Source organism: Paraburkholderia diazotrophica (assembly GCF_900108945.1).
Classification (GTDB): Bacteria; Pseudomonadota; Gammaproteobacteria; order Burkholderiales; family Burkholderiaceae; genus Paraburkholderia; species Paraburkholderia diazotrophica.
In genome coordinates this window covers 214,858-229,064 of record NZ_FNYE01000007.1, presented here as the reverse complement: position 1 = coordinate 229,064, position 14,207 = coordinate 214,858, and the positions used below count along the sequence as shown (strand labels likewise).

The window sequence follows — 14,207 nt, the reverse complement described above, 5'->3', positions numbered from 1 at the left end:
GAGTTCAACGTGCCCCGCTCTGGTCGATCACCCTGATTTCCCCGGCTTCGAGATCGAGTTCGGTTCTGAAGTACAACCGCTCCGGGTACGGCTGCGCCCACAAGTCTCCTTCGATCAAAAACGCCACGGTGTTATGGCGACCCGTAGTTTCTTCGTTCTGCACGGCGGTCACGCGCACCGTCTCGCGGATGATGCGCGGTTCGAACGCCCAGATCGCGTCGCGCACGTGCTTCTCCAGCTTCGCCGCGTCGATGCCCGAAGCCGTCTTGCCCGCGATGTCCGGAAAGCCGAAGTTCAATACCGATGTGCTCACATACGGATAACCCGACAGGTCCTGCACGGAAGCGAGACCATTCGCGTTCAGGAGCCACGCAAGATCGCGTTGCACGCTCTGACGCAGCGCGCGCATCGACAGCACGCGCCGCTCGCGCGCCTCCTGCTTCACCTCCGGCTCGTAGTCGGTCAGCCGGTCGAGCAACGAGGGCTGCAGCCGGTCGCGCGTGCTCGCTTCAGCCATGATCCGGCGCGGCGCCGGCGCCGCCCTCGCTGCCGGGCGGTGCGTCGACCGCCAGTTCGATCGTGCGGATATCGAGCAGCGCATAGTCGTTCACGTCGGTCGTCAGCATCCGTTGCCCGACGGGGCGCGCTTGCGCTGCATCGCCACCGACCCATTCGGTCAGCCGCGCGAGCCATAGCGCGTGGCTCTTTTGTGCCAGCGTGCCCGCATAGCGCGTCGGAATCAGCCCGGCCGCCTGGCCTTCGTTGGCCCATGTGAAGATCGCGGGCGTCCAGACACGGTCGCGCAGATCGACGGGCGCTTCGATCTCGATGCGCCTGATCCGGAAGAACGGCACCCAGTAGTAACGTCCGTTGAGTACCGTTTCGAGCGTGGGGCCGAGCCGGCCGTCGGCATCGGCGATCCACTCGAACGGCTCGCCGTTGATGCTGCCCGAGGTGGTGGGCGCGTCGGCGAGCGCCTGTTCGCGCGCGGCCGTGGCCGCTGCGCCATCGCCCGCCGCATCGAGCCGCAACGCTTCGACGAGCAACGCGAGCCAGCCCGTCGGCTCGCCGAAAATCAGCGGCGCGCGCGTGCCGTTGAACACCTGCTCGCGCAGCGCTTCGCATTGCAATGCTTCGCGGTAGGTCTGCACCATCGGCAGCGCGGCGGCGTCGAGATCGCCGACGACGTTCAATTGCGTCAGCGCGCGGTCCCACGAGCCCAGCACCGCGAGCAACTGGAACAGGAACACGCGAAGGGACGCCTTCGACGGATCGTTGCGAACCTGCATCTGCAATTGGCGCAAGCTCTCGTCCAGATCGCCTTCGCGCAAGCTTTCCTCTGCGGTCATGTCAGTTCGCTCCGTCAGGCCGGGTCAAATACAACTGCGTGCAACCACGTGCGACTGCGCGACAGCCGTATACCATCGGCCCGCGCCATCGCGTTGCCGTGCCACAGCGCCATTCAAATGCGGCACGGCGTTTTGCCCTCGTCTAGTTGCTCGCGTCGTTCTTCGGTATGTCCCACTTCACCTCGACGACGCCGCCCTCCTTCGCTCCCTTCGCGTTTTGAGGCTGATATTCGACGTGGAACTTCTCGAAGTTCAGCGTCACGTTTTCGGTGAAACGGTCTTCGCCGCCCGAGCCGCCCGTCGAATACGAACTGACCAGCAACGCGGTCAACGTCACCTTGTAGTACTCCAGCGGGTTGTCGCCGCCCGCCTTGCGCACGGTGAGCACCGCCGAGTCGATATGCGAGCCCTTGCAGCAGGCCGCCATGATCGCCGGCGACGCCTTGTCGACGTATTTGGTGAACGAGATGTCCTGCACGTTCACCTTGCCGGCGCCCCCGCCCGTGCCCATGTGCATCGTGCCGCTCTGGCTCAGCCCCCAGCTCCATGCGAGCACTTCGATTTCCTCCTTATGGGTCTTGTCCTGGGACTCGCCCTTGATGTCGCCTAGCTTCATGAACATATCGACGGCCATGTTCTTCTCCACTCAAAACGTTTCGTCAGTAACAACGGAATTCCGTCATGCCGCCTTGGCGGACGGAAGCTTCGAGACCAGCCGCAACGACACGGTCAGGCCTTCCAACTGGTAATGCGGACGCAGGAAAAACTTCGACGTGTAATAGCCGGGATTGCCTTCGACTTCTTCGATCACGACTTCGGCGGCGGCAAGCGGCCGGCGTGCTTTCGACTCTTCGCTGGAATGGGCGGGATCGCCGTCGACGTATTGCAAAATCCAGTTCTGCAGCCAGCGCTGCATATCGTCCTTCTCCTTGAAGCTGCCGATCTTGTCGCGCACGATGCACTTCAGGTAGTGCGCAAAGCGGCTGCACGCGAACAGATACGGCAGCCGCGCGGCGAGATTCGCATTCGCCGTCGCGTCGGCATCTTCGTATTCGGCGGGCTTGTGCAACGATTGCGCGCCGATGAACGCGGCAAAGTCCGAGTTCTTCTTGTGCACGAGCGGCATGAAGCCGTTCTTCGCCAGTTCCGCTTCGCGCCGGTCGCTGATGGCGATTTCCGTCGGGCATTTCATGTCGACGCCGCCGTCGTCGGTCGGGAACGAATGCACCGGCAAGCCCTCGACCGCGCCACCCGACTCGATGCCGCGAATCCGCGAGCACCAGCCGTACATCTTGAACGAGCGGTTGATGTTGGTCGCCATCGCGTAGGCAGCATTCGCCCATGCGTATTTGCCGCTGTCCGCGCCGGCCGTATCTTCTTCGAAGTCGAATTCGTCGACGGGGTTGGTCTTTGCGCCATACGGCGCGCGTGCAAGAAAGCGCGGCATCGCGAGACCGATGTAGCGCGAATCTTCCGACTCGCGCAGCGAGCGCCACGCGGCGTGCTCGGGGGTCTGGAAGATCTTCGTGAGGTCGCGCGGATTGGCCAGTTCCTGCCACGAATCCATCAGCATGACGGCGGGGTCCGCGCCTGCGATGAACGGCGCATGCGCGGCGGCCGAGATCTTCGCGATCTGGGTCAGCAGGTCCACATCGGGACCGCTGTTGTCGAAGTAATAATCGGCGACGAGTGCGCCATAAGGCTCACCGCCGAACTGTCCGTATTCTTCTTCATAGAGCTTCTTGAAGAATGGGCTCTGGTCCCATGCAGTACCTTTGTATTTCTTGAGCGATTTGTACAACTCGCCCTTCGAAATATTCATCACGCGAATCTTCAGCGACTCGTCCGTTTCTGTGTTGTTCACCAGATAGTGCAGACCGCGCCATGCGCTCTCCACTTTCTGGAACTCTTCCGAGTGAATGACCAGATTGATCTGATCGGTCAGCTTCTTGTCGATCTGCGCAATCAGGCCCTCGATGGTCGCGAGAACATCGCCTGAAATAACGGCGGTATCGCGCAGCGCCTGTTCGGCGAGCGTGCGCACGGCCGTCTCGACGGCTTCTTTCGCTTTCTCGCTTTTCGGCTTGAATTCCTTTTGCAGCAGATTAGCGAAGTCGCTCACTTCGAGCGTGCCTTCTGCCTGCTGCGTCTGCTCCTGGGGGGTGGGTTCGGCCATGGTCAGACTCCACTGTTGGTCGCGCTTATTCCTGTGGCTTCGGCGCGGATGCGAGCGATTGCAGCAAGGCCGGATCGTTCAGTACTTTCGCGATCAATTCCTCGGCGCCGGTCTTGCCGTCCATATAAGTCAGCAGGTTCTGCAACTGCCCGCGCGCCTCTAGCAGCTTCGACAGCGCATCGACCTTGCGTGCGACGGCGGCGGGAGAAAAGTCGTCCATGCTCTCGAACGTCATGTCGACGGCGAGATTGCCTTCGCCTGTCAGCATGTTCGGCACTTGCACCGCGACGCGCGGCTTCATCGACTTGAGCCGCTCATCGAAGTTGTCGACGTCGATCTCCAGAAACTTGCGGTCCGCGACGGGCGCGAGCGGATCGGCAGGCTGCCCGGACAAGTCAGCCATCACGCCCATTACGAACGGCAGATGCACCTTCTTTTCCGAGCCATACACCTCGACGTCATATTCGATCTGCACGCGCGGCGCGCGATTACGTGCAATGAATTTCTGGCTGCTTTCCTTGGCCACGACAGTTCCCCTGGTTGACACCGCACCGTCGAAAAGACGGGGCAGCGTATCAGTTGCGTTGCTGATCAACTCCCCACGACTATTCGTTTTCGATACCGCCAACCTGCCGGGCCTGGCCAAGACCTTCCGGCGCCAGGTCCTCGAGTATTTCCATGAAGTTCTTGTCCACGAGACGCCGCGCGCGGTTCAGCAACAACGGCACCGGACTCGACGGCTCGTGCTTCTGGTAGTAAGCGCAGATCTTGTCGAGCAGGCGGATCACATCCTGCCGGCTGTTCACGTCACCCGTCGGCGGCGCGCTCGCTCGCGCACCTGTGCCCGCGGGCGCATTCGTTTCACCTTCGCCCGCTGCGGCCTCGTCTTCGTCTCCGGCTTGAGGCGCCGCTTCGCCGATACGCTCGACAAGAAATCCCGCCGCTTGTTGCAACAGGCGCGACAACGGCGAAAGGTCGATGGCCTGAGCCGTGCCGACGCGCTCCGTCAGCAGCGTTTCGATACGCGTGTTGCTGCTGCGCGCGCCATGCAGTGCAGCGACGACGCGCACGGCATCGTCGTGTACGTCGGCGATCGCCGCATCGATCGACGCGAGGGACAACGGTTCGATGCCTTCGGGTGCGGGCGCGTCCCCGTTCGCATATTCGATGTCCCGCAGCCTGACGATTCCATGCGTGCGCGAAGCGACAAGCGGTGTATCGCGCACGTCGAGCAGCATGCCGGATTGATCGACGAGGACGGTCAGTGCATTGATGCGCGCAGTCGGATCGTTGTCGTCGTCGGGATCGAGTTGCGGATGGACGTGATTCCAGTGCTGTTCGAGCAGCGCTTCGATCAGCGCAAGCCCTTCGGCAAGACCCTCGAAGCCCTGACGATGCAGCAGCGCGCGCGCAAGATGCGCGGCGACGCGCAAGTCGCGGCTCTTGCCGAACAGTTCGAGAGAAAGCGACTGAGCTGTCTTCCAGTCGGGCGGTGTGGCGGCGACTACGGTGGCGCCGTACTGAACATCCGGCTTGCCGTGAACGGCCTGTTCGAGTTCGCGGAACAGCGGGTCGTATTCGACATCGTCCCCACAAGGGCTTTCTGGAGAGATTTCGGCAAGCAGTACCCCGGCATCGAGCGTGGCCATTTCTTGTATTCGCTGCAGTCAGAGACGAATAGTTTTAGCGTGCTCGCTCTTCGCGACACTCACGCCACGTTAACCGTCGAAACTGGACTTCCCCCGGATCGAAGAGCCAATTGAAACAATTCGGATTACTTATGTACGCACGCGTTTATATAGCCACGTCGCAACGCGGTCACTGCTGTCGCAGACCGATATGAGCATAGCACGCAATCCTTAAAATTAAAGGACCGGTACGATGCTCTCGCTTTTGTAAAGCCGATTCAAAAATTCAATTAAAAATGCCGTTTCTAAACACCTTAAAAAAACGCAAGATGCGCATACAGTCTTGTTTTTACATGAGCGGCAACCTGCGCGTCATTTGGCGGCATTACCATCTAGTAAACGTTCGAGTCCCACAAAATTGAAAAAAAGCACGATTGGACGCAATAAGGTAAACCCTCATATTGGTTTTGTCCCGGCGTGTGCAATACCTAAGGCAGTACTTTCCGCACTATTGCGGTGAGCACCTGTTTCCTCTATTAGTCGACGCTGAACGGCAACGGACCGATAGCCGTATGTCAGCTTCCAAGCTTCAAACGAACGGACGCTTTTCGGGTACTGAATCCGCACAGCGTGATGCTGTGCTCATCATGCGGGGTGACGTGTGACACACATAGAATGCGCACGTGCGGTGGACCGTGCTTGCGATGCGGCGTTGCCGGACTTGTGGCAACGCCGTACATGTCTGAATCATGACGAAATGGCTTCAATGTATATGATCGTTCGCCGCGCACTTCAGACGTATTACCCGTTCGAACTACAGGCGCTAGGCGAAGACAAGGAAGAGTTGATCTCGCAGTTCATTTATTTCAAGGTTTTCCGTCTCGAAGCAGCACATGCGCATCCGGAAGCGTTCCCACTGCATAGCGCGCCTTCTAATGGTCACGCAGTGTGCGCATATTTCCGCCGTTATCTGATCGATTGCCTGCGCAATGCCGGTCATCAGCGCAACGTCATGTTCGACAACGAAGACGTGCTGGCCGAGATCGAGCAACAGGCAGCCGTGCAAAGCGACCCTGTCGGCTCGGTGTTGCTGCAACACGGACTCGACGAGCGCGTTGTGCGGGAATCGGCAGCGCGCTTCATTGCCGGGCTCGACAAGGTCGACCAGTTGCTGCTTGCGGGCAGCCTCGGCTGGCTGTCGAACGAAAAAGGCGGACTGGCGGAAATTGCCGCGCGCTACCGGATCGCGTCGTATCACTATCGCGCCCGCAAGCTCGGCGTCACGCTGAAGAAAGGCTCGCTGCCAACCGATTTCGCTGCGACGAGCATCGGCCAGTGGATCGCGAAGACGCTCGGCATCGACATCGTCGCCGAGAACAGGATCGCGATCCTGCTGGTGCTGGGCATCCTCGCCGAGCAGTCGCGCGCGCCAGCGGCCGAGCCCGCCCTTGAGCGAGGCTTCCTGTGCGACTTGCCACAGCAAGCCTGACGGACCGCGGCGGCCGGCAACGCAACGAAGACTCGCTCGGCGACTGGTCGAGCGAGCGCCTTTATTACTGCGTGCTTGCGGACGGCGCGGGCGGACATGGCGGCGGCGATACGGCATCGGCGATCGTCGTCGATTCCGTGCTCGCGGATCTGCGCTATCTGACCGTCGGCGAATTGCCGCCGACAGGCCAGCGTCTCGCGAGCGCGCTCGCTCACGCGAACGACAACATCGTCGAGGAACAGACGCGTGGCGGCGCCGCGCTCAAAGACATGCGCTCGACGGCCGTGGTGCTCGCGATCGACTGCGAGCAGCGCACGGCGGCGTGGGCGCATTGCGGCGATTCGCGTCTCTATTGCTTTCGTGGCGGCAACGTCTGCGCGCAGACGCGCGATCACAGCATGGTTCAGGAAATGGTCGACGCGCGCTTGCTGTCCCCCGACGCAGCACGTCATCATCCGCGCCGCAACGTGCTGCTCGCGGCGCTCGGCACGCGCTTCGATCTGCACATCACGGGTTCGTCCGGCACCTTCCATCTGCACGATGGCGACGCGTTCCTGCTGTGCAGCGATGGACTGTGGGAATACGTCGACGAAACCGCTATATGCGAAGCGCTGCACAACGCCGCGACACCGGACGCCTGGCTCGACGCACTCGCCGCGCAAGTGCGTGCATCGGCGGACGCGAACCGCGACAACCTGAGCGCAATGGCCGTATGGATCGTCGACGCGGAAGCTGGCGCGGAAGACTCGCAGGCAACCGTATTGCAGACAAACCGCGCGCCTTCATGACAGTGCGCATCTCAGTTGCTGTCTATCTCCACGTCGACCGCCCCGAACGTTGCTAGAAATCGCCGCATCCATGCGGACTGTTCAACAACATGCAACTGTTCAGATTGGGCTGCGAGCGCACACGCTTCCATTCGACGGCGAGTATGTCCTGATTGTCACCGGGCGTTGCCGTCGTAAAGAGCGGCTGGTTCGAACCGATGCAGATATTCGTACCTTGCAGATTGTTTTCATAGACGAAGGTTTGCTCCTGGTTGCTGAAGAACGACTGCAAACCCGCTTGCGCAACGGGATTCGGCGGCGTGATGACGGTCAGCGTCGCGGGCACTTCGTTCACGACGTATCCGACGCTCGACAGGAAGTTCGGATCGATCGGATATTGGCCCGGCAGTGAGTTCTGGTTCGCGGGCGTCGTCAGTGAACCCGTCAGCGCGCCTGCTGCCGTATCGCCGTTGATGAGTCCATTGGCTGTGAACGTGAACGCAGGATTGGGCGCGCCGGCGATGCGCGTCGCGCCATTCGCGGTAACGGTCACAGTGGGCCTCGAGGCATAGACGTAGTGATTGCCCGTCGTGGGCACCGTGCCGCCCCAACTGCATCCGGCACCGAAGACGCATCCATAGAAGTTGGGCTGCGCGGTATTCGGCTGCACGTTGCCCCGCACTTCCTGGTTCCAGGTGGCCGCCCAGATCCGCCATCCGTTCGTGGCGCTCAGCGCGCCCGAGTTGCGTGCCGTGAAGACGCCGTTCTCCATCACGAGATCGACGGTACCGCTGGAAGTCAGACTCGTATTGAGCGCGATATTGCCCGTCGCGGCCTGCGCGATCAGGTTTCCTGTAAGCGTCGAATGGGTGCCGTCGATCGTGGTCAACGTGCCCGACGTCGCGTTGTATGTCGGGCTGGTCACGGGCCCGATCGCGAAGCCGTGCGAATCGACGAAGTTCACGTTGCCCGCGTTGACGAGCGCTAGCACGCCGACGTCGTTCTGCGGATCGGTCAGCGTGAACGAGCCGGGCCCCGACAACAGCAGGTTCGCCGCCTGGATGCCGCCCGGGTCGGTCACGGCGCCCGCCGACACCAACGCCAGCGTATGTCCCGCGCCAAGCGACAATCCGAACGGCAGTTGAATACCCTGACTGCCCGCACCCGGATTCGACAACGCGAGGTTCATGTTCAGACCGGGCTTTACGAGCTGACAAGCGCCGCTCGCCGAGCCGCACACGCCGTTCACGGTAATGAGACCGGTCTGCGTGTCAGAACCGAGCGTGAGCGTCTGGAAGTTCGTGAAGCTCGCGAACGTCTGTGCGTCGATGCTCATCCCGCCGCTCGTGCCGAACAGCGTAATCGGCGTCGCGTCTTGCGGCGTCAACGCGAACGTCGAAGGGTTGACGCTGGCGGGCAGTATCGAAAGCACGCCCCCGCCGCCCGCGACGCTCGCGCTGCGGCTCAAGATGCTTTGCGACGTGTTGTCGTTCGCCGCGCGCAGCACGACCGATCCGTTCGGCGCGCCGTTGACGGATACAGGGCCCGCCGCGTGGAAGAAACTCGAAGCCTCCAGCGAACCCATGAATGGCGGCATCGGCACCGCGCCGAACGCGAGCCCCGCATCCGACGTGTTGGTCGACCCGGCGAGCGAGATCGTGCTGCCAGGCTTCGTCGAACTCACGCTGCCGTTCAGGAGCAGTGTGCCGTAGTCGAACTGCACGTTGCCGCCGTTCGCCCTCGTCGTCGGGCTGGTCACGACGCCACGGATATCGATCGCGCCGCCGTCGTTCGACGCGATGCGCGTGCCGTCGGCGATCAGCACGCCTTGCGCATTCGCGCCGGAGCCGCTGCCGTCGATGCTCAACTGGCCGCTGCCCGTCGTGACCGTCGAAGGCGTCGGCACAGTCGATTCAGTCAGGCTTTCGAGCACCACGCCCGTCGACGTGAGGTTCGTCGCGGGCGTGCCCGTGGTCCTGCCCGACAGCGAGATCGCGCCGCTCGTCGACGATATCGATCCGTTGTTGAGATCGAACGCGATGCTGCCCGATGTCGTCGCAGGCGTGCTGCCCGCGACGATGATGTTGCCACTCCCCGTGACGATCAGCGGCAATTGCGTGACGGTGTTGTCCGCGTTGGTGACCAGGAATGCGCCGAACGTGCCGACGCCGCTGCCGAACGCCGTCGCGCCGTTGACCGCGCCGTTCACCGATACGTTGCCGCTCGTCGTGCTCATCGATGTATCGTCGAGCACGACGCCGGAGCCGCCCAGCGTGACATTCGCGCTTCCGCTGATCGTGACATTGCCGGCGCCCGCGCTGATCAGTGTGCTCGTGAAGTCGGCTCCGTCGCCCGTGTTGCTGACGGTCGCCGTGCCCGCCATGCCGATCGCGCCCGACGCGGCCGTGAACGTCGCGTTGTTCACGCTGAGGCCGGTGCCCGTCATCGCTTGCGCGTTGCCGTTGACGGAAATCGCGCCCGCGCCCGTCGCCGACAATGCGGGCGTGGTGCCCGGCGGAGCCTGGTTCGTGAAATTGCCGTTGACGATCACGCCCGTCGCCGGTCCGGTGGCCGTACTGCCCGCAGTCCCCGTCACGGCGATCGAACCTTGCCCCGTCGTGCGCAGCGCGCTTTGCTCGATATCGACGCCGACGCCGCCCAACGTCGACAAGCCGCTCAAGCTCGACGAGCCCGTCACGCTGATGCTGCCGTCGCCCGTGCTGACGAGCGCATAGCCGAGCGCGACGCCCGATGCGAGACCCGTCGCCGCGTAGCCGATCGCCACCGCCTGACTGGCCGACGCCGAACCGGTGATCGATACGCGTCCGCCCGTCGTACTGATCGTCGCGCTTTGCAGCGTGACGCCCGCGCCCTGATTGGTGACGTCCGCAGAACCCGTCAGCGCGACATTGCCTGTCGCCGCCGCGAGTTGCGCATTGTTGAGGTTCACGCCGGAGCCGCTCGTGCTGCCCGTGATGACGCCGTTGATCGTGACCGTGCCGCTGCCCGTCGCGTCGATGTTCGGAATCAGCGTCGTCGATTCGTCCGGATTGAGCTGCGCGTACGGTCCGCCCGAGATGTTCACGCCGAAAGCGCTGCCGCCGAACAGGCCCGCGCTGCCGCTGCCGCTGAGCGAAATCGCGCCGCTCGCGGTCTCGATCGCGCCCTGCTGCACGTCGATGCCATTGCCGAACGTGCTCGAACCAGCGAGCGTCACGTTGCCGCTCGTCGTGGCGAGCAGCGAATAGCCGATCGCGATGCCGTGGAATTCCGGTTCCGCCGCGCCCGTGATAGTGATCGCGCCCGCTTCCGTATGCACCGTCGAGTTGTTGATGATCACCGCGCTCTGGCCGGCGTCGCCGATCGTCAACGATCCGCCGTTGGTATCGATTGCAACGTTGGTGAGCCTCACCGAATTCGCGGGCGTCGCGCCGCCCACGTTCGCATCGAATACGAGATTGAGCGGGCCCGCCTGCGATGTGATGTCCTGTCCGTTATCCGTGATCGAGCCGGCCGCGCTGAATGTGAGCGTCGTCGCGTTGTTGCCTGCGGGCGATAGCGCCGTCTTCGTGATCCGCGTCTGGATGGAGATATTGCCCGCTTGCGCGCCGCCCGTTCCCGTCGTGATCGTGACAGACGTGCCGTTGCCAAGCGGCGTCTCGATGTCGGAACGGAACACGACGCTGTTGTCACTCGTTGCCGCGAACGTCGTCGTGCTGCCCGGCGCGGCAGCCGCCGTGATAGCAGCAAGTCCGATCGGGTCCGGCTGAATGAATACATCGAATGGATCGAGCAGCCACGTGCCGGCCCGCCCTTTAACAGCCGACGCGTCGATCTTCACACCGGCTGTGTCGAGATAATGGCCCGACGTCTCGATCAGTCCGCCGTTGCCGCCCTGTGCGCCGCCCTTCGCCGATAGCGTGCCGTAAATGCGGCTCGTCGTCGCGCTGTACGCGACGACATGGCCGCCGTTGCCGCTCTGCGATGCGTCGGCGTGAATGCTCGCGCCCGGCGACATCCAGATCGCGTTCGCATTGCGAATGTCGGCATCGCCGCCTGCTGCGCCGCCGCCAAAGCGCACCGTGCCGCCGCCCGCCGCGCCGCTTGCATCGACACGCGCCCCGTCGGGCAGTGCGACGTCATAACCCGTCACGTCCACGCGGCCACCCGTCAGGCCCGCGCCGCCCGTTGCATCGAGCGTCCCGCCCGCCATCACGACGCCGTTCGTGCCGCCGTCCAGCACGATGCGTCCGTTGCGCTCGGCAACGCTCTGCGCGCGCACGATGCCCTGCTGATTGATCACGGTGCCCGCGAGCGCATCGGCTGTCTGCGCGCTCATGAGCACGGTGCCGCCGTCGGCCGCGAGCGTCCCGGTGTTGCCGATCAGCGCGCGGGCTGCGCCTGCGTTGATCTTCAGCGTGGTCAAGCCGTCGCCGGCGAAGTCCACGGTGATGTCGCTGCCCGCGCCGAGCGCGACCGTGCCGAGACGCGCGCTGACCGTACCTGTATTGCTGACCGTCCCGCCGAGCAGCGCGATCGTGCCGCCCGATCCCGCCGTGAGCGTGCCGGCGTTGCTGACAGGCGCCGCCGATGCGCCGACGAAACGGTAGTTGCCCACGAGGAAATCGGCGTTCGAGATGTTGAGCGTCGACGCGACCAGCGAGCCGACGTTCACCGACGAGCCGGGCGCAAAGATCACACCGGCGGGATTGACGAGGAACACTTTGCCGTTTGCCTGCAGGCGTCCCGCGATCACGCTCGCATCGTTGCCCATCACGCGGTTGAGCAAGGCCGCGCTCGCCGATGGCTGCACGATCTTCACGCCCTCGCTCGCGCCGATCGAAAACGTGTTCCAGTTGACGATCGCCTTCGGCGACGATTGCGTGATGTTCATTTGCCCCGCGCCGGGCACCGCGACGCTCACCGTTCCCGACACCACTTGCGCACCCGTCGGATTCGCAAGCGCCGCCGGTCCGCACGACGCGGCGAACAGCGCAGTCACCGCGCTGGCGATCGTGCCGGCGCGTAGCGAACGCGCGCCCGGACCCACACCCGGCCGCACATCCGATCGCACACTACAGGGCTTGTTCATCGCACACCTCAGGCCGATGGCCCACTAGAACGTCTTCGTCAACTGCACGTATAAGCGCGGCACCTTGTCGTTGCCCGTCGTATCGGAGCCCGTCGTGCGCCACGCGACGGTGCCCTGCACCGCGATGCCGCCCGGCGCCGACCAGAACGCGCCGAGGCCCAGGCCGCTTCTCGTGATCACGTTCGTCCCCTGGTTCGGCCGCGCGTTCGCGTTGTACCAGCCGGTGCCGAAATCGAAGAAACCGAACACCGTCGCTTTCGACGTGATCGCGTAACGCCCTTCGACAGTCGCCACGAACCCTTCGTCGACGAGCGCCTCGGACGGCGAATACGCGCGCACCGCGTGCGGCCCGCCGAGCAGGAAGCGCGACGAGTTGTCGAGCGTCGTGGCCGCCCACTGGCCGGAAATGCCCGCGAACATGCTGACGCGCTCCGTCACCGCATTCAGCCGGTTCGCGAAAAAGGTCGCGCGCATTTCGTTGCCTTGCGTGTTGCGGCCGAACGCCGACGCATCGATTGTCTCGGCCTGCGCATTCCTGAAATGAACGCTGCCGATCAGCAGCTCCACGTCCGCGCTATTGAAGCCGCCGCCGAGCAACGTATCGCGGCTTTCGTAGCTCAGGCCGACGCTGCCTTCGATCAGCGAACGCGGATTGTGCGAATCGACGACGCCCACGTTGTCGATCAGATCGCGATACTCGAGGTTGACGCGCGCGAGCAGGTTCTGGCTGCGGGTGCGCACGAGCGGATGCGTGAGCGTCAGGTCGACGACGGTCGCCTCACCCTGCGCGTCGAGCGACGCGAACTCCTTTCCGAGCGCATAGTTGAGCCGCGACACGGCGACACCGACGCGCGTGCCATACGCATTGACGGGTGCCTCGTAGCCGGCGCGGCCATAGACGGTGTCGAGCCGTTCGCTGCCGAGCAGGCGCAAGTCCAGGTTGTCGCCGATCATGAACGGCGAGTTGAGCCGCGCCAATGCGCCCAGGCGCCACGTTCCGCTTTCGGGCGCGCCATAGTTGTCGACGTCGACGGCGAAGGTCCAGCGTTTGGCGGGCGAGACGCTGATGCTCAGATCGACCGTGCCCGGCTCCGCGCCCGTCTCGATCGCTGACGTCACCTGGATGCCCGGCAAGTCGGACAGCAGCAGCATCGTGCGTTCGATATCGTGCTGCTGCAACGGCTTGCCGACGGGAATCTGCGCGACGCGCTCGCGTATCAGGCTCTCGCGGACGGGCGTGCCTGCCGCGATATCGAGCCGCACATGGCCCACGCGCCCTTCGAGCACGGTGAACTCGACCGTCCCCGCGCTGACGTCCTGCTGCGGAATCACCACCTGAGCCAGCAGATAGCCGCGCGCGCGATACACCTGCGTGACCTTGGCCGCGATCGCTTCGAGATCCGCGAAGCCGATCTGCTTGCCGATCTGGTCGCGCACGGGCGCAAGCAGCTCGTCGGAGGAAATCGTATCGTTGCCCTTGAACGTGATGCCCTTGAGCGTGAACGTCGGACCGGGCGCCGCGACGGGAGGCGGCGTCGCCGGCGGCACGCCGGGCAGCGCCTCGCCGCCGCCCGGCGGCGCGGGGCGCGTCTCGCGGGGCGCCGTCTGCTGGAGAATGCTGCCCGCATTCGGCAGCGTCTCGCCCCACGCGAATGTTCCGCTGCAGGCCAATGCCGCGGCGATCAGTCGAAGTGGTGTCTTCATTA

9 protein-coding genes and 2 pseudogenes are annotated in these 14,207 nt (G+C 63.7%); 2 read left to right on the top strand and 9 right to left on the bottom strand.

Going from position 1 to position 14,207, the window contains the following annotated elements; genetic code table 11:
* Positions 1–4 precede the first annotated feature (4 nt).
* The 6 genes from tssE to tssA form a co-directional block, all read right to left on the bottom strand.
* Complete coding sequence (gene tssE / locus BMW76_RS12390) at positions 5–517, bottom strand: type VI secretion system baseplate subunit TssE (RefSeq protein ID WP_090865414.1); 513 nt, start codon at positions 515–517, stop codon at positions 5–7.
* Positions 510–1,349: a type VI secretion system accessory protein TagJ gene (locus BMW76_RS12385; protein WP_090865413.1), complete on the bottom strand. Its 840-nt coding sequence runs from the start codon at positions 1,347–1,349 to the stop codon at positions 510–512. Before BMW76_RS12385 ends, tssE begins: the two co-directional genes overlap by 8 nt.
* Positions 1,350–1,491: 142 nt before the next feature.
* Entirely contained in the window at positions 1,492–1,983 is a 492-nt protein-coding gene (locus tag BMW76_RS12380; RefSeq protein ID WP_090865412.1) for an Hcp family type VI secretion system effector, read from the bottom strand.
* Positions 1,984–2,028: 45 nt separating this feature from the next.
* Complete coding sequence (tssC, locus tag BMW76_RS12375; protein ID WP_090865411.1) at positions 2,029–3,525, bottom strand: type VI secretion system contractile sheath large subunit; 1,497 nt, start codon at positions 3,523–3,525, stop codon at positions 2,029–2,031.
* 25 nt (positions 3,526–3,550) lie between these two features.
* Positions 3,551–4,051: a type VI secretion system contractile sheath small subunit gene (gene tssB / locus BMW76_RS12370; RefSeq protein ID WP_028369702.1), complete on the bottom strand. Its 501-nt coding sequence runs from the start codon at positions 4,049–4,051 to the stop codon at positions 3,551–3,553.
* 79 nt (positions 4,052–4,130) lie between these two features.
* Complete coding sequence (gene tssA, locus BMW76_RS12365; RefSeq protein ID WP_090865410.1) at positions 4,131–5,174, bottom strand: type VI secretion system protein TssA; 1,044 nt, start codon at positions 5,172–5,174, stop codon at positions 4,131–4,133.
* 736 nt (positions 5,175–5,910) lie between these two features.
* Between tssA and BMW76_RS12360 the strand changes: the two genes are divergently transcribed.
* Positions 5,911–6,642 (top strand): hypothetical protein, encoded by a 732-nt coding sequence (locus BMW76_RS12360; RefSeq protein WP_090865409.1) that lies wholly within the window; start codon positions 5,911–5,913, stop codon positions 6,640–6,642.
* Positions 6,618–7,430, top strand: a complete 813-nt coding sequence (locus BMW76_RS12355; protein WP_090865408.1) for a PP2C family protein-serine/threonine phosphatase — start codon at positions 6,618–6,620, stop codon at positions 7,428–7,430. Before BMW76_RS12360 ends, BMW76_RS12355 begins: the two co-directional genes overlap by 25 nt.
* Positions 7,431–7,482: 52 nt before the next feature.
* Here BMW76_RS12355 and BMW76_RS42795 read toward each other — a convergent pair.
* From BMW76_RS42795 to BMW76_RS12345, 3 genes and pseudogenes are all read right to left on the bottom strand, one after another.
* Positions 7,483–7,965: pseudogene (locus BMW76_RS42795) on the bottom strand (MBG domain-containing protein); the annotation flags it as partial.
* Between the two features lie 3,657 nt (positions 7,966–11,622).
* Positions 11,623–12,501, bottom strand: a pseudogene (locus BMW76_RS42790) (two-partner secretion domain-containing protein); the annotation flags it as partial.
* Positions 12,502–12,525: 24 nt separating this feature from the next.
* Complete coding sequence (locus BMW76_RS12345) at positions 12,526–14,205, bottom strand: ShlB/FhaC/HecB family hemolysin secretion/activation protein (RefSeq protein ID WP_090865406.1); 1,680 nt, start codon at positions 14,203–14,205, stop codon at positions 12,526–12,528.
* Between the last annotated feature and the right edge of the window lie 2 nt (positions 14,206–14,207).

Coding starts and splice junctions, on each gene's coding strand:
- BMW76_RS12380 (WP_090865412.1), bottom strand. CDS start 1,983: ATGGCCGTCGATATGTTCATGAAGCTAGGCGACATCAAGGGCGAGTCC.
- tssA (WP_090865410.1), bottom strand. CDS start 5,174: ATGGCCACGCTCGATGCCGGGGTACTGCTTGCCGAAATCTCTCCAGAA.
- BMW76_RS12360 (WP_090865409.1), top strand. CDS start 5,911: ATGGCTTCAATGTATATGATCGTTCGCCGCGCACTTCAGACGTATTAC.
- tssC (WP_090865411.1), bottom strand. CDS start 3,525: ATGGCCGAACCCACCCCCCAGGAGCAGACGCAGCAGGCAGAAGGCACG.
- BMW76_RS12385 (WP_090865413.1), bottom strand. CDS start 1,349: ATGACCGCAGAGGAAAGCTTGCGCGAAGGCGATCTGGACGAGAGCTTG.
- tssE (WP_090865414.1), bottom strand. CDS start 517: ATGGCTGAAGCGAGCACGCGCGACCGGCTGCAGCCCTCGTTGCTCGAC.
- BMW76_RS12345 (WP_090865406.1), bottom strand. CDS start 14,205: ATGAAGACACCACTTCGACTGATCGCCGCGGCATTGGCCTGCAGCGGA.